Raw genomic sequence first — 21,671 nt, forward strand, 5'->3', positions numbered from 1 at the left:
GCCAAGGCACGCTCCTGATCGGCCTGGTACAGCGCCTCGGGGCTGCCCGGCACCATGACGGGCTCGTTCTCGGGCCAGCCATCGAGGCTGAAGCGAACGTGTCCGTACTTGTCGCGCTGATCAAGTTCCGAGTCGAGCAGCCATGAGGTGCCCTTGCGGTTGACCGACGCACGCAGCACGGGCTCGGTGAGCACGATGCTCTGACCGCGCTTCAGGTTCGCGGTCTTCGGGTAGGCGTACGTGTCGTCATCGAGTGCTTCGACAACGACGACAAGTCCGCCCGGCGCCAGCACCGTGAGCGTCTCGCCTTCGAGGGCGAGCAGTTCGGGATCGAGTTCTGCGGTCATGCTGCGTGCTCCTTGACGGTCGTGGGCGTGATCAACAGGTCGTGCGCAGCGCGCATCTCCTTCGCCATGCGGGCATCGGTGTCCTGGACGGCATCGGCCAGCAGCAGCGCCACATCGGGCTTCTGCCGCATCACTCGACGCATGCCCTGCCACGCCGTTTCGAGGTCGCGGAGCCAAAGCGCCGTGCCCGTGGAGTCGAGACCGAGGTCGGAGAACAAAATTTTCGAGATGGCGCGGGCCTCGGTCGTGGCCTTCACCGCCACCGACGAGCGCCCGTGCTGAAGGGCATCGTTCGTCACCCGGTCCAGGTCCATCAGCCGGTCGGCCATGCCGATCAACACGTCCGCGGCGGACCGATCCTCGTCAATGCGCTCGGGGGCGCGAACGGACCGGTCGAGATGGTTCAGCCGGTGCCTGGTCAACGAAGCCGTCGGCAGCCCACCGAACTTGGCGGATACCGCTTGGATCGTGTCTCCGGCCAGCAGAGCGCGATCAACACGTCGCTGCTCGGCATAACCAAGCGAGCAAATTTTGCACCGTGACGGCATCGGGGCCTCCGGTGCCTACCATCGGCACGACCGCACGCGATAAACGCTCGTCAATTCAGGCGAAGAACGCGATTGAGCGCATGTTGGAACTCGAGTTCGGCCTCTCAGGCGATGCCCATCTGTCAGTGCCGGAGAGTCGAGCATCGGCATCGGACGGCGCTCGTTACCGTCGAGTCATGGCAGTGTCGATCAGCCTCACCCCTGTGCCCGAGGAACCCGGTGAGCCCGCGGACGACCGGAGCCCGGCCCGCGGGAAGGCTGCATTCAACTGCCCCGTCTGCGGCGCCTTCGCTCACCAGGTCTGGCATGAACTCATGCTCGACACCGGGACGCCGACGGATGACGGCATCGAGCCCCCTGTCCCCGGCATGCCCTTCCCCACGGTGTCCAGATGGCGCCAGGCGCAGTGCACCTCGTGCGGCAAGTTCAGCACCTGGCGTCGCGACCGGCTGGTGTACCCGGTGTCCAACACACTGCCTCTGGCGCACACAGACATGCCTGCGCCCGTCGTTCTGCTCTACAACGAGGCACGTGATGTGGCGCCGGTATCCAAACGGGCGGGTGCTGCTCTGGCTCGGGCGACCATGGAGGCGCTGCTTCGGCACCTGCTCGAGAACGACACCGACCAGTTGATCGACCTCATCGACCAGGTGGAGCCGCTGGTGAGCCGGAGCCTGGCGGACCTGCTGATGTTCGTGCGGCACGTCGGGAACTCGGCACTCCACGTGAAGGGTGAGCCGAACGACTCGATGGTGCTGGTGCTGGACGAGGAGACGACCGAAGCATTCAACGCGTTGTTCGTGATCGTGAACCGGCTTGTGGAGGAACTGATCACCGAACCCGCTCGGACCGCGCGGCTCGTCGGGACTGTGCCAGAGACCGTGAAGGCCAAGGTCGAGCAGTTGCGGGCGAAGCGGCAGGAGGCAGGCGGCTAGTTCTCGTTCTGAATGCGAGCAGCCAGGTTCCAGTCTTCCCCGAGCCTCTACGGTGCGGGAATGACCAGCGGCGGCCCCAGCCCTTCCACCGCCCGGGTGGTGCAGGGCATCGCGCTCATCGTGGTGGGGGTGGCCGCGGTGATCCTCGAGGTGTGGGGGTGGTCCGCGAACCGGCACCTCGGTGCATTCGACACGTCGAAGGAGCCCGTCATCGTGGGTCTCGGGATCCTCGCCATCATTGGCGGCGTCGGGCGGATGCTCGGCAAGATCGGACACTGACCTCGGGCGGTCAGTGTCACCTCACGCCGGGTCCCATCTCGGCGGCAATGGCTCCTACCAGTTCCGCAATGTCGATGCGGGAATGGTTCTCGCAGTTGAGGTTGGAGCAGAAGATCGCCGGTTCGGTGACAACGAGGTCATCCACGGTAACGGTGACGTTGATGGTGGTCCTAGCGCACCCGCAACAGGGACAAATGTTATTCATGCGCCGATTCTCTGGACTCAATCCCTGACCGTTCGGCAGTAGCCGCATTGGCTGCTAACGAGCAAGTGCGCACGCACCCGTACGAGTTCACCGAGCCCCGCCGTGTCTTGGCTTCCGCGGATCGTTCGCGTCCACGACGCCCTCCGTGATCAGTTCCCGCCACCACCGGCGCATCTGATCCCGGCTTACGGCAACGTTCTTGTTCTCCGCCAACCACGTGACCGCGTTCATGTAGTTCATGCCCGTCGGCGGCAACTCCAGCAGCACGAGCCGCCGCTGCTCCTTCGCCGCCTTCGACTTCTCGGCGCTGCGCGCACCGCGCCACTGGTTGTACTTCCGCAGATGCTCCGGGTCATGCAGCGGCGCGTACAAGCCCGTCTGCGGGCTTGGCACCATGTCCTGGGTCGCTGGCTTGCCCAGTGCATCAACGGCCTCCAGCGCGGCGCTCAGAGCCTTGGAGGGCTTCTTGACGAACTCCGGGTTCACCCGTCGCACCCGCGCCTCCGCCGCATCGTGCATCGCCTGGAGCCGAGCCGCCTTCTTGTAGACCAACGCATCCGACCGGCGTAGGAACTGCTGCGGCGCCGACGCCCCGACGCACAGGTTCCGGGCGATCTTCTCCGCCCGCTGCTCCAAGAACTCGAACTCGATCTGCACGTACTCGTGCTCCCGGTGCGTGCCCCCGCCGTCGGAGTCACCCCCACCCCGCTCCCCCAGGTCGTGCGAGCACCACAGGGCTGCTCTCGCCCCGTACGACGCCTGAACCACCAAGTAGTTGGTCAACGCCTCCACGTCAGCGTCCGAGGTGAACCACAGGCGCCCCGTCGCAGCCGTCTGCTCGTTCAGGTACCCGTGCCCCTTGGCCGTCAGGTACGAGGTCAGCCGACTCCGGCACTCATCCCGCCACACCACTTGCAGGGCAGGCGTGAAGGGGTATGAAGGCCAGCCGAGGCCGGGTGCACGATGCCTGCGCTGCGGATGCTTGCGGTGACGTACACGAACTCCACCAGCCTGCTCGGCACCCTGGCCCTCCGGGCCTACATGCCCAAGATCGTGATGGTCGTGCTCATGCGCAGGAGTGCTCGACAGGGATGCACGAGGGAATCCCCGTACAGGTGCTTGCGCACTTGCTCCGACTGAACCCCGTGGAGTCTCATGCTCGTGCGCACTTGTTCCTGCCTGCGCACTTGCTCCCACGACCATGTTCGAGGTGGTGGTCAGCACCTCGATGTCGGGGACCACCACGGCATGCTGAGGAAGCCCAGCAGCATCCATCGCATCAGCCCAGACCGCACGCTCACACAGCGCGATACCGTCGAACAGCAGCCCGTTCTCCAACTCCCACTGACAGTTGGGGCAGATGGGTGGCTCGATGTCCGGGCGAACGTCCGCACCGGGAAACTTCGGGCTGGAGTTCGACGGGCGGAAGTACTTGGCGGACTGATCGCGAGCCGCGTAGAACGCATCAACTTGTGCGCGTGTCGCAATCTGCTGTGGGTGGCTGTTGTCTGCGAGTACAGGTACGCTGACCACGGATCATCTCCCGGTGGGCGCTGCTTGTCGTAGGGACAGCGCCCACCATTACTCTTGCAGGCGAATTTGGTATTCAGCGTCTATTGCCGCGCGAATACACCGAATGCCTGATCGCAGCGGCGATTCGCTCCGACGCATTCTTTTGACGCTTGTCTCAACCGGCCCCGCGGAGGCTAGTTCTCGTTCTGAGAATCGCTGACAATCGTCAAGTCGTGTTCTTCGAGCCGGTCGGACTACGTGTAGACCTTCGGGATCACCGCGATGAGGTCATCCAGGATTCGCTCCGGGTCACTGCCCTCGCGCTCGAAGATCAAGCCCATGATCTGTCGAGCCGTGTCGGGACCAAAGGCCGCGGACTCCTTGATGAACCACTGCACGCTCGGCGGTTGCGGCGGGATGCCCGCCTCCGCCAGGTACCAGATCGCTACGTCCTCGACCTTCTGCCGGTCCTCGGCGGTGAACGGTCGGCTCTGCCAGTGCTGAGCACCATCGGGCTGTTCGTCATAGAACTCGACAACACGACCGGTGTCGTCAACGGGTCTGTACCCGAGGCAACCAGTCGGCACCGCCCACGCGATTGCTGAGTCGAACCCGGTCTCCTCCATCGGCACCCAGCCACGCACGTCATCGAGCAGCACCGCCTCCGACCACGACGTGCGCTGAATCTCGTACATGCCGCGAGGTTATGGCCCTGAAACTCGTCAAATCGTGTTCTTCGAGTCGGTCAATGCGTCACAGCCAGGAAGATCGCGAGCCCGATGCAGAACAGCATCATCACGGTCAGCGCAATGGGGTCCAGGATGCGGTGCAGCGGCGACGGCGTGTAACGAGGGTCTTGCCTGGCGACGATGTACAGCAGCACGACGAGCGCGGGCAGCACCACGATCACCGCGATGGCGAACGGGTGGTGCACGCGATCACCTTGCCAGCCGTGCGCCACAGACCTCGGGGACGTGCCGGTCGAGCGGGACTCCTTGCGCGCCATCTTCGAGCGTCAGCGTGGGCGCTGAGGGCCGACAACGACCAATTCGTACCGGGCGGTTCAGTCGTTCACCCTGTGCCGCAGTGAGGGTCCGCCACTTGCGCGGGTGCCCCACCGCATCGGCGCAAGCTACCCGGAACCCAGGGCACGGCGGCACCACTTATCCACAGATCCGCGGGATCGCTGGACGGGGCGTCAGACCATTTGCTTGGGTATGGCCACCCGCCTCCCCCGGGCGGATCGCGAAGCCACCCCATTCGCATCGGAGTTCCCATGAGCGCCGTTCCACCGACCCCGCCCGCGCGCCGGCACCTGTCCGCGGTGCGGACGGACGAGTACTTCGACCGCCAGGCCACGCACCGGTCGCAGCTGCCGGACCCGACCGTGCTCGTCGAGAACCTCGCGACCGGCGTCATCGAGGTGCTGGGTGGTGTGCGCGACCTCGAGCAGCTCGGCCGCTGGCTGTCGGAGGGCGTCTACCGGCACCTTCTGCGCCGGTCCGTGCTCGCGGCACGCGGCCGCTCGCTCCGCGGCCAGACGCCGGCCAGGCCGATCGCGACGATCGCCGCGACCCGAATCACGTACCCCGCGGGGAACGTCGTCGAGGCGACGGTCCTGCTGCACGGCGTCGCCCGCACCCGCGCGGTGGCGATCCGGCTCGAGGGCATGGACTCCCGCTGGCGCGCGACGGCCCTCGCCGTCCTCTAGGACTCGGTCAGCGTTCACGGATACGGAGATCCGGCCCGCCGGATCTCCGTATCCGTGAACGACGACGGGGCTACTGGCCGCGCTCGGCGGCGCGGCGCTGCTGACGGTTCTGGGCCTGCGCCTGGCCGGCGCCCTGCTGCTGGCCGAACGCGCCGCGCTGGCCCGGTGCGACGGGACGCTGCGGCGCACGGCCCGGGCCGCCGCGCTGCGGGCCGCCCTGGCCGCGGCCGGACTGGACGTCGTCCAGCTCCGGCAGCTCGCCGCCGAACGCCGTCGCCTGCTGCGCGGCAGCGAGCTGCGCCTTCGCGGTCGCCGCGCGCTCGAGGAGCCCGCGCTGGTTGCGCACCTCGACGGAGCCGTCGTCCGACGGGGCGGTGAAGCGGAGCGTCTCGTTCGGCTGCCCGGCCTCGAGCCCGCGCGCGTTGACGCCGCCCGGCTGCACCTCGACCTCGAGGTTGTAGAGGAACCCGACGGACTCCTCGCGGATCGCGCCCATCATCGTCTGGAACATCGAGTAGCCCTCGCGCTGGTACTCGACCAGCGGGTCGCGCTGCGCCATGGCGCGGAGGCCGATGCCGTCCTTCAGGTAGTCCATCTCGTAGAGGTGGTCGCGCCACCGGCGGTCGATCACCGAGAGCACGACGCGGCGCTCGAGCTCGCGCATCGCCTCCTCGCCGAGCTGCGCCTCGCGGTTCGCGTACGCGATCTTCGCGTCCGACAGCACCTCGCGCTTCACGAAGTCCCGGTTCACCCGCCCGCGGCTGCCCGCCTCGGCGAGCACCTCCTCGATCGTGATCGAGATCGGGTACAGGGTCTTCAGCTCCGCCCAGAGCGCGTCGAAGTCCCAGTCGTCGCCGCTGCCGCCGTCGCCCGTGTGGGAGTCGATGACGTCGGAGATCACGGCCTCCAGGAAGCCCTGGACCCGGACGTGGATGTCGTCGCCCTCGAGGATGTGCCGGCGGTCGCCGTAGATCGCCTCGCGCTGCCGGTTGAGGACGTCGTCGTACTTGAGGACGTTCTTGCGGATCTCCGCGTTCCGCGCCTCGACCTGGGACTGCGCGCTGCGGATGGCGCGGGACACGACCTTCGACTCGATCGCGAGGTCGTCCGGCACGCCGGAGCGGCCCATCAGCGCCTCGGCGGCGCCGGCGTTGAACAGCCGCATCAGGTCGTCGGTGAGCGAGAGGTAGAAGCGGGACTCCCCCGGGTCGCCCTGGCGCCCCGACCGACCGCGCAGCTGGTTGTCGATGCGGCGCGACTCGTGGCGCTCGGTGCCGAGCACGTACAGGCCGCCGGCGGCGACGACGCGCTCCGCCTCCTGATCGACCTCCGCCTTGACCGCGGAGAACACCGCGTCCCACTGCGCCTCGTACTCGTCGGGCGTCTCGGAGGGCGACAGGCCCCGGGCCGTCATCGCGGACACCGCGAGGAACTCCGCGTTGCCGCCGAGCATGATGTCAGTGCCGCGGCCGGCCATGTTCGTGGCGACGGTCACGGAGCCGTATCGGCCCGCCTGCGCGACGATCGCGGCCTCGCGCGCGTGGTTCTTCGCGTTCAGCACCTCGTGCTTCACGCCCTTGCGGGCGAGGAGCTTCGACAGGTACTCGCTCTTCTCGACGCTCGTCGTGCCGACGAGGACCGGCTGGCCCTTCCGGCTGCGCTCGGCGATGTCCTCGACGACCTGCGCGAACTTCGACTGCTCGTTCTTGTAGATCAGGTCGGACTGGTCGATGCGCTGCATCGGCCGGTTCGTCGGGATCGGGACGACGCCGAGCTTGTACGTCGACATGAACTCGGCGGCCTCGGTCTCGGCCGTGCCGGTCATGCCGGACAGCTTCTTGTAGAGGCGGAAGTAGTTCTGCAGCGTGACGGTCGCGTAGGTCTGGTTCTCCGCCTTGACCTGCACGTTCTCCTTGGCCTCGATGGCCTGGTGGATGCCCTCGTTGTAGCGGCGGCCCACGAGGATGCGGCCCGTGTGCTCATCGACGATGAGCACCTCGCCGTTCATGACGACGTAATCCTTGTCGCGCTTGAACAGCGCCTTCGCCTTGATCGCGTTGTTGAGGAACGAGATCAGCGGGGTGTTCGCGGACTCGTAGAGGTTGTCGATGCCGAGGTAGTCCTCGACCTTCTCGATGCCGGGCTCGAGCACGCCGACGGTGCGCTTCTTCTCGTCGACCTCGAAGTCCGTGCCGGGCTTCAGCTGCTTCGCGAGCTGCGCGAACTCGGCGAACCAGCGGTTGGCCTCGCCGCTCGCGGCGCCGGAGATGATGAGCGGCGTGCGGGCCTCGTCGATGAGGATGGAGTCGACCTCGTCGACGATCGCGAAGTAGTGGCCGCGCTGGACGAGCTCGCCCGGCTCCCAGGCCATGTTGTCGCGGAGGTAGTCGAAGCCGAACTCGTTGTTCGTGCCGTAGGTGATGTCGGCCTGGTACTGGACGCGGCGCTCCTCCGGCGTCTGGCCGGAGAGGATCACGCCGGTCGTCATGCCGAGCGCGCGGAACACGCGGCCCATGAGCTCCGACTGGTACGAGGCGAGGAAGTCGTTGACCGTGACGACGTGCACGCCGCGCGACGCGATCGCGTTCAGGTAGGCGGGCATCGTCGCGACGAGGGTCTTGCCCTCGCCGGTCTTCATCTCGGCGATGTTGCCGAGGTGCAGCGCGGCGCCGCCCATGACCTGGACGTCGAACGGCCGCAGGCCGATGGTCCGGGAGGCGGCTTCGCGGACGGCGGCGAACGCCTCCGGCAGCAGGTCGTCGAGCGATTCGCCGGCCGCGTACCGCTCGCGCAGCTCGACGGTCTCCGCCCGCAGCTCGTCGTCGGAGAGGTGCCGGAAGTCCTCCTCCAGGTGGTTCACCTGGCCGACGATGCGCGACAGCTTCCGGAGCACGCGCCCCTCGCCCATGCGCAGGGCCTTCTCGAGCACATTCGCCACGTGGGCTCTCCCTCCGCCCGGCGCGAGAAGCCGGAACGATCAGCGTGCGAATCTACCGCAGCCCCCTCGTCCGGGGGCGCGAGGCGCGAGGTCCTGCCGCATCTCGGAACCGACTCCGGGCCCGCTCGGAGGCGTCGCGACCGCACCCCCGCTCGCTGCGCGTCCGCCCCCGCCGCATCCGAGACCGCTGGACGCGACTCCTTCTCCCGGTCCCCGCCGCTTGGATGAGCGGCTGCACCGAACGAAGGAACCGCATGTCAGTCACCCGCCGCACCCTGCTCGCCGGCGCGGGCGCCGCCTCGCTCACCACCCTGCTCGCGTCCTGCGCGGGCTTCACCGGCCAGCCGTCCGGCGGCTCGTCGAAGGGCTCGCGCACCCTCACCTTCACGACCTGGGCCTCCGACACCGAGAAGGCCGCCTACACGAAGCTCATCGCCGGCTTCGAGAAGGCGAACACGGGCGTGACGGTGAAGCCGAACTTCGTGCCGTACGCCCAGATGTTCACGAACATCGACGCCCAGCTCTCCGCCGGCAACGCGCCCGACGTCTTCCGCGCCGGCTACGGCCAGATCGGCGGCTACGCGAAGCAGGGCCAGCTGCTCGACCTCTCCTCGTCGCTGGGCGGCGAGAAGAGCCGGTTCATCCCGGCGTTCTGGGAGGCCGTCAGCTACGACGGCAGGGCCTACGGCGTCCCGCAGCAGACGGACACGTCCGCGATCGTCTACAACACATCGCTGATGCGGTCCGCGGGCATCTCCTCGTTCCCCGACTCGCTCGACAGCGCGTGGTCGTTCGACGAGTTCGCCGCCGCGATGCGGAAGCTGCGCTCGAGCCTCCCCGCCTCGAAGTTCCCGTTCGCCGACAACTGGCAGCTCGCCGGGTCGCCCCGGTGGCTGACCTGGCTGTTCGCCGCCGGCGGCCGCCTGCTGGACGAGGACCTGACGAAGTCGGCGATCGTCTCCTCCGCCGGCACGAAGGCGCTCGACTACACGAAGGCGTTCTTCGACGAGCAGTGGGTGCCGCAGAACTCGAGCACGAAGTCGAACACCTACGCCGACACGACGTGGCTGGCCGGCACGACGGCGATGGTCTCGGCGGGCAACTTCCTGCTGCCGGAGTTCACGGGCGCGAAGTTCGACTGGGGCGTCACCTATCTGCCGAAGGACGTGCGCGGCGCGGACGACCTCGGCGGCAACGCCCTCGTCGCGACGAAGGGCGGCGACGAGGAGCTCGCGACCGAGTTCCTGAAGTACATGGTGACGGACGACGCGATGAGCACGTTCTGCGGCGAGGCGCTCGAGCTGCCGACGCTGACGAGCCTCGTCGGGAAGGACCTCGGCTGGGACGCGCCGAAGGGCGTCATGCCGGTCTTCGTCGACCAGGCCACGACGATCACCGCGGCGGACGTCGCGCAGCTGACCGTGCCGGCGTCCGCGCAGATCACCACGGTGCTCACGGACGAGCTGGAGGCCGCGTTCCGGCAGGGCCAGTCGACCGCCACCACCCTGCGGAACATCGCCGCCGGCGTCGAGAAGGCCGTCGCGTGATTCGACCGGAGGCCATGCTGTGACGGGCGTCACCGCCGGCGCGGTCGCCGCGGCCACCGCACGTCCTCCGGGATCGCGGCGGACGTCGCGCCGCCGCGCGCGCCTCAGCGAGACCCTGGTCGGGTACTCCTTCGCCGCACCGAACCTGGTGCTGCTCGGCGTCTTCCTCCTCTACCCGCTCGGGCTGGCCGCCGTGCTGTCGTTCTCCCGCTACAGCGGCTTCGGCACGCCGGAGTGGATCGGGATCGGCAACTACGCGGACCTGCTGTCGGACGCGGTGTTCTGGCGCGCGCTCGCGAACACCACGGTGTTCACGATCGCGACGCTCGTGCTGTCGCTCGGGCTCGGCCTCGCGCTCGCGGTGCTGCTCGACAAGCCCCTGCCGGGCCGGCCGGTCTTCCGCACGATCGTCTACGCGCCGATCGTCGTGTCCGGCGTCGCGTCCGGCCTGATCGGCGTCCTGATCTTCGACGAGAACACCGGCGTCGTCGACAAGGCCCTGATCGCGGCGGGCCTGCCCGCGGTGCCGTGGCAGTCGAACGGCACGGCGGCGATGGTCGCCGTGATCCTCATGACGGTCTGGGGCCGCACCGGCTTCAACATGGTGATCTACCTCGCGGGCCTGCAGGGCATCGGGCCCGAGCTGTACGAGGCGGCGGAGCTCGAGGGCGCGGGCGCCTGGCAGCGCTTCCGCTCGATCACGTTCCCGCTGCTCGGGCCGTCGACGTTCTTCCTCCTGATCATGAACGTCATCTACTCGTTCCAGGTGTTCGACCTGGTCTTCGTGCTCACGGGCGGCGGCCCGGGGAACGCCACGACGATGCTCACGACGTTCGCGTACTCGGAGGCGTTCACCACGCGCATGCAGGGCTACGCCGCCGCGATCGGCATGGTGCTGCTCGTGCTCATGCTCGCCTTCGCCGGCGTCCAGTGGCGGCTCAACCGCGGCCGGGACGTGACCGAATGACCGCGGCGACCGAGCAGCGCGTCCGCACCCGGGCCGCCGCGCCCGCGCGGGCGGGGCACGTCCACTCGCGCCGTCGTCGGCAGCGGGCGACGACGATCGTCCGCTTCGTGATCGCCGTCGTGGTCTGCGTCGTGATGGCGTTCCCGTTCTACTGGATGGTCGTCGTCGCGCTCTCGCCGAAGGACGACCTGTTCAGCACCGTCTTCAAGTTGTGGCCGTCGCGGCTCACGCTGGACAACTTCACCGGCCTCTTCGCCTCGTACGACATCGGCACGTGGTTCGGGAACTCGATCGTCGTCACCGTGTTCGTCACGGTGCTCGGCGTCGTCGTGAACCTGCTCGCCGGGTACGCGTTCGCCAAGCTGCGGTTCCTCGGGCGCAGCGCGCTGTTCTTCGCCGCGCTGGCGACGCTCGTGCTGCCGGTGCAGGTCACGATGGTCGCGCAGTTCCGCCTGGTCACCGACCTCGGCATCTACGGCACCTATTGGGCGGTCATCCTGCCGACCGCGGCGACGGCGACGGGCGTCTTCCTCGCGCGGCAGTTCATCCTCGGCATCCCCGACGAGCTGCTGGAGGCCGCCAAGCTCGACGGCGCCGGCTCGTTCCGCCTCTTCCGGTCGATCGTCCTGCCGCTCTGCCGACCCCTGATCGCGGTGCTCGTCGTCCTGATCGCGATGGCGACGTGGAACGACTTCGCGTGGCCGCTCATCGCGCTGAAGCAGGACTTCCTCTTCACGCTGCCGATCGGGCTGCTCTACCTGCAGGGGCAGACGACGCCGGACTTCACGCAGATCATGGCGCTGGCGCTCATCGCGCTGCTGCCGATGATCGTGCTGTTCCTCGTCCTGCAGCGCTACTTCGTGCAGGGCATCGCGCGCAGCGGCATCCGCTGACCTTGCTCACGCTTCTTGCCGCCGGAACCGCGATCCGGCGGCAAGAAGCGTGAGCAAAGTTTGGTCAGGCGGTGGCGCCGGACGTCGCGAGGATCCGCTCGGCGACCGCCTCACGGCCCTCGAGGGCGATCACGCCGTAGTTCCACCCGACGCGACGGTAGACGACGGAGGGCTCTCCCGTCGCCACGTCGATGAAGAGGAAGAAGTCGTGGCCGACGAGCTCCATCCGGTCCACGGCCTCCTCGACCGTCAGCGCCTCCGCCGGGAACTGCTTCCGGCGGATGACGACGGGGCTCGGGTGCTCCTCCTCCGGTGCCAGGCTCGCCTCCTGCGCGCCGCCCTCCGCGACGGGCCGGAGCAGCTCCGCGGGCGCCGGCACGACGCCGTGGGTCGCGAACTCCTTCGCGCTCGCGTCGCGCAGGCTCTCCACGCGGCCGCCGTGGCCGCGATGGACCTTCTTCCTGTCCTTCGCGCGTCTCACGCGTTCCATCAGCTTGTTCAGGGCGACGTCGAACGCCGCGAACTTGTCGATCCCGGAGGCCTCGGCCCGGATCACCGGCCCCGGCCCGATGAGGGTCATCTCCACCCGATCGTCGCCCGCCGTGCCGTTCGTCTCGTGGTGCCGGCAGAGCCGGACCTCGAGCGCGAGCGCACGGTCCGCGAGGTGCTCCACCCGCTCCGCCTTCTCCTCCACATAGGAGCGGAAGCGATCGGTGATGCCCACGTTGCGACCGATGAGCGTGATGTCCATCGGGACCTCCCTCGTGTCGCGGCGCGCCGCCCCGGTCGGACCTCCTGGTCGCCTGGCGGCGGCCCCGTGGAGGGCCGGGCGGTCTTCTTCGACGCCGTTACCGAACGCTAGACCGCTCCCCTGGGCGGCGTCACTACCCCTTCACCGGGTTCTTGGGATCCGTTGCGCGCCTTCACCGGAGCGGCGTGGACGCGAGGGTCGCCGCACCCACCACGAACCCGCCCGCCGCGGCCACGCAGCGGGCCGCCTCGGTCAGGGTCGCCCCGGTCGTCACGACGTCGTCGACCAGGAGGACGCGCCGTCCGGCCAGCGGCACGCGGGCGCTCATGCCGCCCCGGAGGTTCGCGAACCGCTCCTCGCGGCCGAGCCGCAGCTGGTCCTGCGGGCGTCGGACGAGCCGCAGCGCATCCGTCCTCGGCAGCCCGGCCCGCCGCAGCAGGAGGCGGACCGGGTCGTACCCGCGCTCGACGGCGGAGCGCCGCGTCCGCGCCATCGGCACGAGCAGGAGGCCGTCACCGTCCACCCCCGCGACGGCGGCGGAGACGGCGGCTCGCAGCGCCGACGCGAGCGGCGGCGCCAGCCCCGTCCTCCCCTCGTTCTTGAACGCGACGACGACGGGCTGCACCGCGCCGGCGTACGGCAGCGCGCTCACGACGGCCAGTGCGCCGACCTCCCGGACCGACGGCTCGGGGCGCAGCCGCAGCCGGCACGCCGGGCAGAGCGCCGGACCGGCCGTGCCGCACCCCGCGCAGTCGATCGGCAGCACGAGTTCCTGGAGGAACCCGGCGACCCGGGCAGCGGCTGGCTGCACCGGACCAGCGTGGCGCGGGTCGAGGGGCGCCGCCCTGTGGAGGGAGGGAGCGCCGGCCGACGGATCGAGCCGCGGCTCAGCGCTGGACGGCGAGCACCGAGATCTCGGACGTGGGATCGGACTGCTGCTGCCAGTTCGAGCCGTTCCAGAAGTAGACGGCACCGGACTGGACGAGGATCCGCAGATCCGCCGTGCTCGTCGTCCCCACGATGTCGGTGACGTTCGCGAACTGGCCGAGCGTGCCGCCGATGCCGCCGAGCTGCTGCGTGGTCACCTGATCGCTGTCGTTCCCGCTCGCGAGGAAGGCCACGTCGGCGTCGTCGATCCAAGTCGCCCCGTTGATGCTCGACGAGGCGCCGCCGAGCTCGATGCGGTTCTGCGCGCCGACGGGCGTGAGCCCGGTCGGCGCACCGGACGCGTTCCGGAGGATGCCTGCCACGACCGCCTGCGGGCCGGTCGGCGTGTCGAGCAGGACGAGGAGGCGCGTCCCGTCCGGCGACGCCTGGATCGCGCTCACCGTGGCGTCGCCGAAGTCGGCGGTGAGGCGCCGCGTGTCCTTCCCGTTCATCGCGAGGAGATCACCGGACGGCGGGGTCGAGTAGACCCAGCCGCGCTGATCGAGCGTCGGGGCCAGCAGGCCCGAGCGCGAGTCGACGGTCCTCGGCGCCCCCGTCGAGGTCACGATGGCGACGTCGCCCGCCGCGTTCAGCACGGCAGCGAGCCGCTGCCGCAGCGACACCGTGATGCTCGTCGGCTTCGCCGCGGCGATCCTCGCGCCGAGGGTCCGGTCCTCGGTGAACGCACCCGTCGGCGAGAGCGAGCCGAAACGGGATCCGATGAGGACGTACGCCTCCGTGCTCAGCTGGTCCGTCAGCGGCTGCGCCTGAGGGATCACGAGGTCGTCGACGACGAGACGGATCGGCGGCGCCGTCGGCCCCAACGACTGCACGAGCTGCTGCTGCATCCGCCCGGTGACGGTCGCGTCGGCCCGTCTGCCCGGGGTGGTGAGCGTCACCGTCGTGACGCCGGCCGTGGTCGGCGAGATCCCCACGAGCTTCGCGCCCTGCAGCGCGTTCGCCGCGACGCCGTTCGACAGCGGCCCCTCGGGGCCGCCGATGAGGGCGTTCACGATCGGGCGCACGCCGGCGCTCGGGTCGTCGGCCGTCCTCGGCACCGGGAACCACCGCCGGTCCGAGACCAGGCGGGTCCACGAGCCGTCGTAGAACTGGAGCAGGCGCGGCTGGTACGTGGTCTGGAACACCGGGACCGTGAGCACGATGCCGTTCGGTGCCGAGTCGATCCGCCACTGTCCGCGCTGCTGCACCAGGTGGAACGACAGCGGCACGGTGCGCGACTCCGGCGTGTACAGGCCGTTCGCGTCGACGCTGGCACTGACCGGGATCTCCGCACGGACCTCGTCGCCGTCCGTGCTCAGCTTCGCGAGCGACTCCTGCACCAGCACCCGGGTCGTCGGTCGCCACTGCTTCGCGAAGCCGTCGGTGAGGTACTTCTTCGCGACGGTGAACGGCGCGCGACCGCTCGCGGCGGTGAGGAATCCGCTGACGATCTCGGCCTGGCCCGCACCCGCCACCGGGTCGTTCGGGATGTAGACGAGCTGCGTGCCGTTCGGGGCCTCCGTGGTCCCCGGCTTCACCGTGCCGGAGGTCGGGATGACGGAGCAGCCGGCGAGGAGCAGCACCGCGGCGGCGACGAGGACGATCGCGGGGCGTCTCACGAGCCGATCCTCAGCGGTCGGCGGTGAGGGCGCTGCGGGCGCGCCTCCTCGGGCGCCGCGTCCCACGGCACGAGCGGCACGGGGGCGTCGACCGCGACGTCCTCCTGCCCCCAGGGCAGCGTGAGCACGAAGTTCGTGCCCTCGCCGCGCCGGCTCCACACCTCGAGCCGGCCACCGTGCAGAGTCGCGTCCTCGAGGCTGATCGCGAGTCCGAGCCCGGTGCCGCCGATCCGGCGCTGCCGCGACGGGTCCGCGCGCCAGAACCGGTCGAACACCCGCTCGGCGTCCTGCGCCGACATGCCGATGCCGTGGTCCCGGACGCCGACCGCGACCGCGGTCTCCGAGCTGTCCACGGTCACGTCGATCGGCCGGCCCTCACCGTGCTCGAGCGCGTTCGCGAGCAGGTTCCGGATGATCCGCGCGATGCGACGCGCGTCCACGTCGACCGGCGCGTGGCCGCCGGGCGTGTGGAGGCGGATCTCGGTCCGCGTCTCCTCGGCGAGGCCCCCGAGCGCGTCGATGCCCTCCCGGACCAGGTCGACGAGGTTCGTCGGTTCGCCGCTGACGTCGGCGGCGTGCGCGTCCATGCGGCTGATCTCGAGCAGGTCGGCGAGCAGCACCTCGAAGCGCTCGACCTGCGTCTTGAGCAGCTCCGCGGAGCGCGCCGACGGGGCGTCGAACCGGTCGCGCGCGTCGTAGATGACGTCGGAGGCGAGCCGGATCGTCGTGAGGGGTGTGCGCAGCTCGTGGGAGACGTCCGACACGAACCGCTGCTGGACGCGGGACAGGTTCGCCAGCTGCGTGATCTGGCGCTGCAGGTTCTCGGCCATCCGGTTGAAGGAGCGCGCGAGCGTCGCGACGACGTCCTCACCGTGCTCCGGGATGCGCCGCTCGAGGTGCCCGTCCGCGAGGAGCTCGCTGGTCGCCGCCGCCTGCTTCAGCGGCGCGACGACGAGGTTCGACACGACGGTCGCGACCCCGCCGATGAGCACGAGGAGGGCGAGGAAGCCGATGAGCAGCGAGCGCTGCACGACGATGAGCGTCTCCTGCACGTCGTGGATGTCGTAGATCAGGTACAGCTCGGTGGTACCGCCGTTGAAGCGCAGGGTGTCGCCGACCACGATCGCCGGGTGCGTCTGCCGGTCGTCGGTCTGCACCGCGACGGACTGCCAGTGCTGGCCGGATCCGTTCTTCAACGACGCCTGCAGCTGCGAGCTGACCACGTTCTGGATGCCCGCGGGGCTCTCCGCCGTGAGCACGGTCGGGCGCCCCGGCACCGTGTCGTTCAGCCAGTAGTACCCGGTCGGGTTCGCCACCTGCTTGACGGTGTTGATGGCCTGCAGCTGCACCGCGTCGGGCAGGTCGGCCGAGCCGCCGCTCGTGACCGCCTGGGCGGCGTCGTGCGCCTGCAGCGACAGCGACTCCACCTGCTGCAGGCGGTCCTGGAACAGCCCCTGCGCGATCGTGTACGAGACGACGGTGCCGACCGCGAGCAGGGCGACGGAGGACAGCAGCAGCGTGATCGCGACCGTGCGGACGCGCAGCGAGCGGCGCCACAGCCGGACCGGGGCGACGAGGGCGCGGCGCGCGCGGTCCGCGGCGACGGCGGCGCGGAGCGACGCCGGCGGTCGCGGCTGCTCCGCGCTCATGGGCTCAGACGGCCGCGCCGGCGCGGTAGCCGACGCCGCGGACCGTCGTGACGATCCGCGGGTTCTCCGGGTCCAGCTCGACCTTGGCGCGCAGCCGCTGGACGTGGACGTTCACGAGGCGGGTGTCCGCCTTGTAGTGGTAGCCCCACACCTGCTCGAGGAGCATCTCGCGGGTGAAGACCTGGTGCGGCTTCGAGGCGAGGGTGTGCAGCAGGTCGAACTCGAGGGGCGTCAGCGGGATCGGCGCGCCGGCGCGCATCACCTCGTGGCCCGCCGCGTCGACGGTGAGGTCGCCGATGCGGAGCCGGTTCCCCGGCACCGCGGCCGCCGGCCGCAGGCGGGTGCGGATCCGGGCGACGAGCTCCTTCGGGTCGAACGGCTTGACGATGTAGTCGTCGGCGCCCGACTCGAGGCCGTCGACGACGTCCGAGGTGTCCGACTTCGCCGTGAGCATGATGATCGGGACGCCGCTCTCGCCGCGGATCGAGCGGCAGACCTCGATGCCGTCCATGCCGGGCAGCATCAGGTCGAGCAGCACGAGATCCGGGTCGGACGAGCGGAACCGGGCGAGCGCCTCCGCGCCGTCCGCGCAGAAGACCGGCTCCCACCCCTCGCTGGAGAGCACGATGCCGATCATCTCCGCCAGCGCGATGTCGTCGTCGACGACCAGGATGCGACCGCTCATGCCACCTTCCACGTGCGTGCAGCGCTCGGCGCCATCGCCGGGCAGATCGGGTGGAGGCCAGCGTAATCGAAGCACGCCCGGGCGCGGCGTCCCGACGGCGACGCTGTGCGGCCCCGGACCGCGGACCTCCGCCCGCAAGAAACGAGGCGGCCCACCAGCGGGGCACAGACCGCAGCGACCGTTGCGTGAAAGCATGCACGCATGGCTGATCAGGGCGGCGACTGGACCTCGCCGGGCGGAGGGCCGGGCCGCGACGCCGACCCGCCCCGGTACGGCGAGCGCATCCCCGGGTACACCCCGCCGCCCGCACCCGCGCCGGTGGTGCCGCGGGCCTACACGCCGCCGCCCAAGCCGGGCCTCATCCCGCTCCACCCGCTGTCCTTCGGGCAGATCCTCGGCGGCGCGTTCCAGGTGATCCGCTACAACCCGCGCGCCACCGTCGGACCGGCGCTGATCATCAGCCTCGTCCAGAACGCGCTGACCGTCGCGGTCACCTACGGCATCGGCATCGCGACCGTCGACCGCATCCAGCGCGCGGCGACGGACGCGGACCGGCAGACGATCGCGATCGGCGCGGCCGGCATCGGCGGCGCGAGCCTCCTCGCGGTCCTCGTCGTCAGCGTCGTGGCGACCGCGCTGCTGCAGGGCCTGATCACCCGGGTCGTGGCGGAGGGCGCCCTCGGGAAGCGGCCGACCATGGGCGAGGCGCTGCGCGGCGCGGGCCGCCGCTTCTGGCCCCTCGTCGGCTTCGCCGTCGTGATCGGCGTCATCCAGCTCGTCCTGGTGCTGGCGCTGGCCGCGTCCGTCACCGCGCTGATCGTCGCCTTCTCGGGCGTCGCGAACAACATCGGCATCGTGTACGCGATCCTGCTCGCGCTGCCGATCGGCGTCGCCCTGCTCGTCGTGTACTTCTTCTTCTACATCAAGTTCGCGCTGACGCCCTCGATCATCGTGCTCGAAGGCCGCCCGGTCTTCGCCGCGATCGGCCGCTCCTGGGGCATCACGCGGAAGGCGTTCTGGCGCACCTTCGGCGTCGTCGCGCTCGTCTCGCTGCTCGTCGGCGCCGCGGCCCAGATCGTGTCCATCCCGTTCAGCGTCATCGGCGGCGCCCTCGCCGGCGTGCTCGCGCCGAACGCGGGCAGCGACATCCAGGGCCAGCTCGTCACGAGCCTCGTCGCGAGCGCCCCGGCGCTCGTCGTCACCGTGATCGTCGCCGGCGTCGGGCAGATCGCGCAGGTGTCCGCGCTGGTGCTCGTCTACCTCGACCGTCGGATGCGCACGGAGGGCCTCGACCTCGAGCTGCGCCGCCAGGTCGAGCAGGGCGGCTTCGACGGCCGCGACCCGTTCGAGCGCGTCGGATGATCGCGTCACCGGCCGCCGTGCCGGTGCAGCCCGACGCGGGCACCGCTCGGAACTGGCTGCTGGACGAGCTGGCGAAGCCGTCCTACGCCGCCGCGCAGCCGAGCCCCTTCGACCGGGCCGTGCAGGCGTTCCTCCAGTGGTTCTCGAGCCTGTTCGACCCGAAGCACTCCGATACCCCGCCGATCGCGCTCGTGATCGCCCTCCTCGTCGTGCTCGCGGTGGTGGTCGTCGCCCTGCTGCTGTTCGGGCTGCCTCGGCGGAACCGGCGGAGCGCCGCCGGCACCCTGTTCGGCGCCGACGACCGGCGCTCCGCCGCGGAGATGCGCCGTGCCGCCGACGCGGCGATGGCGGCCGGCGACTGGTCGCTCGCCGTGCTCGAGCGGTTCCGCGCGCTGGCGCGCGGGCTCGACGAGCGGACCCTCGTCGCCGTCTTCCCGGGCACCACCGCGACCGGCTTCGCCGTCGCCGCGGCGCGCGCCTTCCCGGCCGAGCTCGGCGAGCTGCAGGACGCGGCGGAGCTCTTCGACGGCGTCCGCTACGCGGACGAGGCGGCGACGCGGGAGGACGCGCTGTCGGTGGTCGCCCTCGACGACCGGCTCGCCGCGGCCCGGCCGCAGGCGCTGGAGACCGCGTGACCGCGGCCCCGGCGCAGGAGGCGGTCACCCCGACCCTCGGCGCGACGTTCCGCCGCGCGCGCTTCTGGATCGTCGCGGCGATCGTCGCCGTCGTCATCGCGCTCGGGAGCGCGATCGTGCAGTCGACGACGCATGCGAGCGGCACCTTCGCGCCGGACAACCCGGGACCGGCGGGCGCGAAGGCACTCGTCGCGGTCCTCCAGCAGCAGGGCGTGCAGGTGACGACCTCCGGGACCGTCGCCGACGCGGCCTCCCACCCCGGCACGCTGTTCGTCGACGCGACCGACGCCACCATCCCGGCGGCGTCGTGGACGCAGCTGCTCGCCGGCCGCACGCGCGTCGTCGTGGTCGGACCGAACCGGACGGACCTCGAGGCGCTGCTGCCCGACGTGCGGGCCGGGGGCAGCCCCAAGGGCCCGACGGCGGCCGCCTCGTGCGACCTGCCGCTCGCCCGCCGGGCGGGCGCGATGGACCTCCGTGGCGTGGGGACGAGCCTCCGCAGCACCGACTCCACCGCCTGCTTCGTGAGCGCATCGGGTGACGCTCAGCTCGTCTCCGGCACCCGCGACGGCGTCCGCGTGCTGCTGCTCGCCGACCGCCTGGCGTTCACGAACGAGCACATCACCGGTTCCGGCAACGCAGCGGTCGCGCTCGGCGCCCTCGGGCAGACGCGCGACCTCGTGTGGTTCCAGCAGACGGCCCTCGACCCGGCCGCGACGGGCGGCGCGAAGACGCTGCAGGACCTGACGCCGCCCTGGGTCACGCCGCTCGCCGTCCTCCTGCTGCTCACCGGCCTGGCCGCCGCGCTCTGGAAGGGCCGCCGGCTCGGGCCGATCGTCGTCGAGGCGCTGCCCGTCGTCGTCCGCTCCCGCGAGACCGTCGAGGGCCGGGCGCGCCTCTACAACCGCGGCGCCGCGCGCCTGCACGCCGCCGACGCGCTCCGCCTCGGGGCGATCCGGCGGATGGTGCCGAACCTCGGTCTCGCCCGCACCGCCTCCGTCGACGAGGTCGTGTCCGCCGCGGCACGGCTCCTCGACCGGCCGAAGGAGCGGATCGCCGCGATCCTGCTCACCGACGAGCCCCGCGGCGACGCGGACCTCGTGCGCATCTCCGACGACCTCGCCCGGCTGGAGGCGGCCGTCCGGGCCGCCGTCGTGCCCGGCACCCCCTCCACCCCTTCCACCACCCGATCGACGGAGACCTCATGACCGACGACCTTCGTGAACGCCTCGCCGCCGTCCGTTCGGAGGTGGGCAAGGCCGTGGTCGGGCAGGAGGCGGCGGTCAGCGGACTGATCGTCGCGCTGCTCGCCCGCGGCCACGTGCTGCTCGAGGGCGTGCCCGGCGTCGCGAAGACTCTGCTCGTGCGGTCGCTGTCCGCCTCGCTCGCCCTCGAGACGAAGCGCGTGCAGTTCACGCCCGACCTCATGCCCGGCGACGTGAGCGGCTCGACCGTGTTCGACGCGGGTACCGGGAAGTTCGACTTCCGGCCCGGCCCGGTGTTCACGAACCTCCTGCTCGCCGACGAGATCAACCGCACGCCGCCGAAGACGCAGAGCGCCCTGCTCGAGGCGATGGAGGAGCGGCAGGTGACCGTCGACGGCGTCTCCCGCCCGCTGCCCGACCCGTTCCTCGTCGCCGCGACGCAGAACCCCGTCGAGTACGAGGGCACCTACACGCTGCCGGAGGCGCAGCTCGACCGGTTCCTGATGAAGATCGTGCTCGACCTGCCCGCCCGGGAGCAGGAGGTCGAGGTCCTCGTCCGGCACGCCGGCGGCTTCGACCCGCGCGACCTCTCCGCGCTGCGGCCGCAGCTGACGCCCGAGCAGCTGCGCGCTGCGCGCGCGTCGGTACGGGAGGTCCGCGCCTCCGACGACGTGCTCGGCTACGTCGTCGACCTCGTGCGCGGCACGCGTTCCGCGCCCTCGGTGCAGCTCGGGGTGTCCCCGCGCGGCGCGGCCGCGCTGCTCGCGGCGTCGCGCGCGTGGGCGTGGCTGCGGGGCGCGACGGCGCTGACCCCGGACCACGTGCAGGACATGGCCCTCCCCGTCCTCCGGCACCGCATCCGGCTGCGCCCCGAGGCCGAGCTCGAGGGCGTGTCGGTCGACGCGGTCCTCCGAAGCATCATCGCGACGGTCCAGGTCCCCCTGTGACCCGTCTCC

21 protein-coding genes are annotated in these 21,671 nt (G+C 70.6%); 10 read left to right on the plus strand and 11 right to left on the minus strand.

The features are described 5' to 3' along the window. Window positions 1–347, minus strand: a 347-nt coding sequence (locus CLV52_RS16330; RefSeq protein ID WP_133767468.1) for a hypothetical protein, incomplete at its 3' end; no start/stop codon positions are given. Further along, a complete protein-coding gene (locus tag CLV52_RS16335) occupies window positions 344–895 on the minus strand; it encodes a hypothetical protein (protein WP_133767469.1) in 552 nt (183 codons plus the stop codon). The genes CLV52_RS16335 and CLV52_RS16330, both read right to left, overlap by 4 nt. Before the next feature lie 176 nt (window positions 896–1,071). Here CLV52_RS16335 and CLV52_RS16340 point away from each other — a divergent pair, with 176 nt between their 5' ends. Both CLV52_RS16340 and CLV52_RS16345 read left to right on the plus strand, forming a co-directional pair. Beyond that, window positions 1,072–1,830 (plus strand): DUF4145 domain-containing protein, encoded by a 759-nt coding sequence (locus tag CLV52_RS16340; RefSeq protein ID WP_162850903.1) that lies wholly within the window; start codon window positions 1,072–1,074, stop codon window positions 1,828–1,830. A gap of 60 nt (window positions 1,831–1,890) precedes the next feature. Next, window positions 1,891–2,109 carry a hypothetical protein gene (locus tag CLV52_RS16345; protein ID WP_133767471.1) on the plus strand — a complete coding sequence of 73 codons (219 nt, stop codon included), beginning with the start codon at window positions 1,891–1,893 and terminating at the stop codon, window positions 2,107–2,109. 292 nt (window positions 2,110–2,401) lie between these two features. Here CLV52_RS16345 and CLV52_RS16350 read toward each other — a convergent pair whose 3' ends face one another. The 3 genes from CLV52_RS16350 to CLV52_RS16360 form a co-directional block, all read right to left on the minus strand. Then, window positions 2,402–2,971 (minus strand): hypothetical protein, encoded by a 570-nt coding sequence (locus CLV52_RS16350; RefSeq protein ID WP_133767472.1) that lies wholly within the window; start codon window positions 2,969–2,971, stop codon window positions 2,402–2,404. A gap of 1,109 nt (window positions 2,972–4,080) precedes the next feature. Continuing rightward, window positions 4,081–4,521, minus strand: a complete 441-nt coding sequence (locus tag CLV52_RS16355; RefSeq protein ID WP_133767473.1) for a DUF5956 family protein — start codon at window positions 4,519–4,521, stop codon at window positions 4,081–4,083. A gap of 50 nt (window positions 4,522–4,571) precedes the next feature. Continuing rightward, on the minus strand, window positions 4,572–4,832 hold the full coding sequence (locus CLV52_RS16360; RefSeq protein ID WP_133767474.1) for a hypothetical protein: 261 nt from the start codon (window positions 4,830–4,832) through the stop codon (window positions 4,572–4,574). 270 nt (window positions 4,833–5,102) lie between these two features. Between CLV52_RS16360 and CLV52_RS16365 the strand changes: the two genes are divergently transcribed. Beyond that, window positions 5,103–5,537, plus strand: coding sequence for an Rv3235 family protein (locus tag CLV52_RS16365; RefSeq protein ID WP_133767475.1), 435 nt, complete (start codon window positions 5,103–5,105; stop codon window positions 5,535–5,537). Between the two features lie 70 nt (window positions 5,538–5,607). Here CLV52_RS16365 and secA read toward each other — a convergent pair whose 3' ends face one another. After that, on the minus strand, window positions 5,608–8,475 hold the full coding sequence (gene secA, locus CLV52_RS16370; RefSeq protein WP_133767476.1) for a preprotein translocase subunit SecA: 2,868 nt from the start codon (window positions 8,473–8,475) through the stop codon (window positions 5,608–5,610). Between the two features lie 254 nt (window positions 8,476–8,729). Between secA and CLV52_RS16375 the strand changes: the two genes are divergently transcribed. Genes CLV52_RS16375 through CLV52_RS16385 form a run of 3 tightly spaced genes read left to right on the plus strand, consistent with a single transcriptional unit; the run spans window position 8,730 to window position 11,882 of the window. After that, window positions 8,730–10,022: an ABC transporter substrate-binding protein gene (locus CLV52_RS16375; protein WP_162850904.1), complete on the plus strand. Its 1,293-nt coding sequence runs from the start codon at window positions 8,730–8,732 to the stop codon at window positions 10,020–10,022. 19 nt (window positions 10,023–10,041) lie between these two features. Next, on the plus strand, window positions 10,042–10,989 hold the full coding sequence (locus CLV52_RS16380; RefSeq protein ID WP_246018195.1) for a carbohydrate ABC transporter permease: 948 nt from the start codon (window positions 10,042–10,044) through the stop codon (window positions 10,987–10,989). Continuing rightward, window positions 10,986–11,882, plus strand: coding sequence for a carbohydrate ABC transporter permease (locus tag CLV52_RS16385; protein ID WP_133767478.1), 897 nt, complete (start codon window positions 10,986–10,988; stop codon window positions 11,880–11,882). Before CLV52_RS16380 ends, CLV52_RS16385 begins: the two co-directional genes overlap by 4 nt. 64 nt (window positions 11,883–11,946) lie before the next feature. Here the strand turns inward: CLV52_RS16385 and hpf are convergent, their stop codons facing one another. The 5 genes from hpf to mtrA form a co-directional block, all read right to left on the minus strand. Then, a complete protein-coding gene (hpf, locus tag CLV52_RS16390; RefSeq protein ID WP_133767479.1) occupies window positions 11,947–12,633 on the minus strand; it encodes a ribosome hibernation-promoting factor, HPF/YfiA family in 687 nt (228 codons plus the stop codon). Between the two features lie 172 nt (window positions 12,634–12,805). After that, complete coding sequence (locus CLV52_RS16395) at window positions 12,806–13,444, minus strand: ComF family protein (protein ID WP_133767480.1); 639 nt, start codon at window positions 13,442–13,444, stop codon at window positions 12,806–12,808. Window positions 13,445–13,520: 76 nt separating this feature from the next. After that, window positions 13,521–15,179, minus strand: a complete 1,659-nt coding sequence (locus CLV52_RS16400) for an LpqB family beta-propeller domain-containing protein (RefSeq protein WP_133767481.1) — start codon at window positions 15,177–15,179, stop codon at window positions 13,521–13,523. Then, window positions 15,176–16,828 (minus strand): MtrAB system histidine kinase MtrB, encoded by a 1,653-nt coding sequence (gene mtrB / locus CLV52_RS16405; protein WP_133767482.1) that lies wholly within the window; start codon window positions 16,826–16,828, stop codon window positions 15,176–15,178. The genes CLV52_RS16400 and mtrB overlap by 4 nt, the downstream gene beginning before the upstream one ends. Window positions 16,829–16,832: 4 nt before the next feature. Next, window positions 16,833–17,513: an MtrAB system response regulator MtrA gene (mtrA, locus tag CLV52_RS16410; RefSeq protein WP_133767483.1), complete on the minus strand. Its 681-nt coding sequence runs from the start codon at window positions 17,511–17,513 to the stop codon at window positions 16,833–16,835. Between the two features lie 201 nt (window positions 17,514–17,714). Between mtrA and CLV52_RS16415 the strand changes: the two genes are divergently transcribed. The 4 genes from CLV52_RS16415 to CLV52_RS16430 are packed head-to-tail and all read left to right on the plus strand — an operon-like array spanning window position 17,715 to window position 21,662. Continuing rightward, complete coding sequence (locus CLV52_RS16415) at window positions 17,715–18,875, plus strand: DUF7847 domain-containing protein (RefSeq protein WP_133767484.1); 1,161 nt, start codon at window positions 17,715–17,717, stop codon at window positions 18,873–18,875. Continuing rightward, window positions 18,872–19,510 carry a DUF4129 domain-containing protein gene (locus CLV52_RS16420; RefSeq protein ID WP_133767485.1) on the plus strand — a complete coding sequence of 213 codons (639 nt, stop codon included), beginning with the start codon at window positions 18,872–18,874 and terminating at the stop codon, window positions 19,508–19,510. The genes CLV52_RS16415 and CLV52_RS16420 overlap by 4 nt, the downstream gene beginning before the upstream one ends. Further along, entirely contained in the window at window positions 19,507–20,718 is a 1,212-nt protein-coding gene (locus CLV52_RS16425; RefSeq protein WP_133767486.1) for a DUF4350 domain-containing protein, read from the plus strand. The genes CLV52_RS16420 and CLV52_RS16425 overlap by 4 nt, the downstream gene beginning before the upstream one ends. Beyond that, entirely contained in the window at window positions 20,715–21,662 is a 948-nt protein-coding gene (locus tag CLV52_RS16430) for an AAA family ATPase (protein ID WP_133767487.1), read from the plus strand. The genes CLV52_RS16425 and CLV52_RS16430 overlap by 4 nt, the downstream gene beginning before the upstream one ends. Window positions 21,663–21,671 lie beyond the last annotated feature (9 nt).

The sequence above is a fragment of the Amnibacterium kyonggiense genome, from assembly GCF_004364555.1.
GTDB classification, from domain to species: Bacteria; Actinomycetota; Actinomycetes; order Actinomycetales; family Microbacteriaceae; genus Amnibacterium; species Amnibacterium kyonggiense.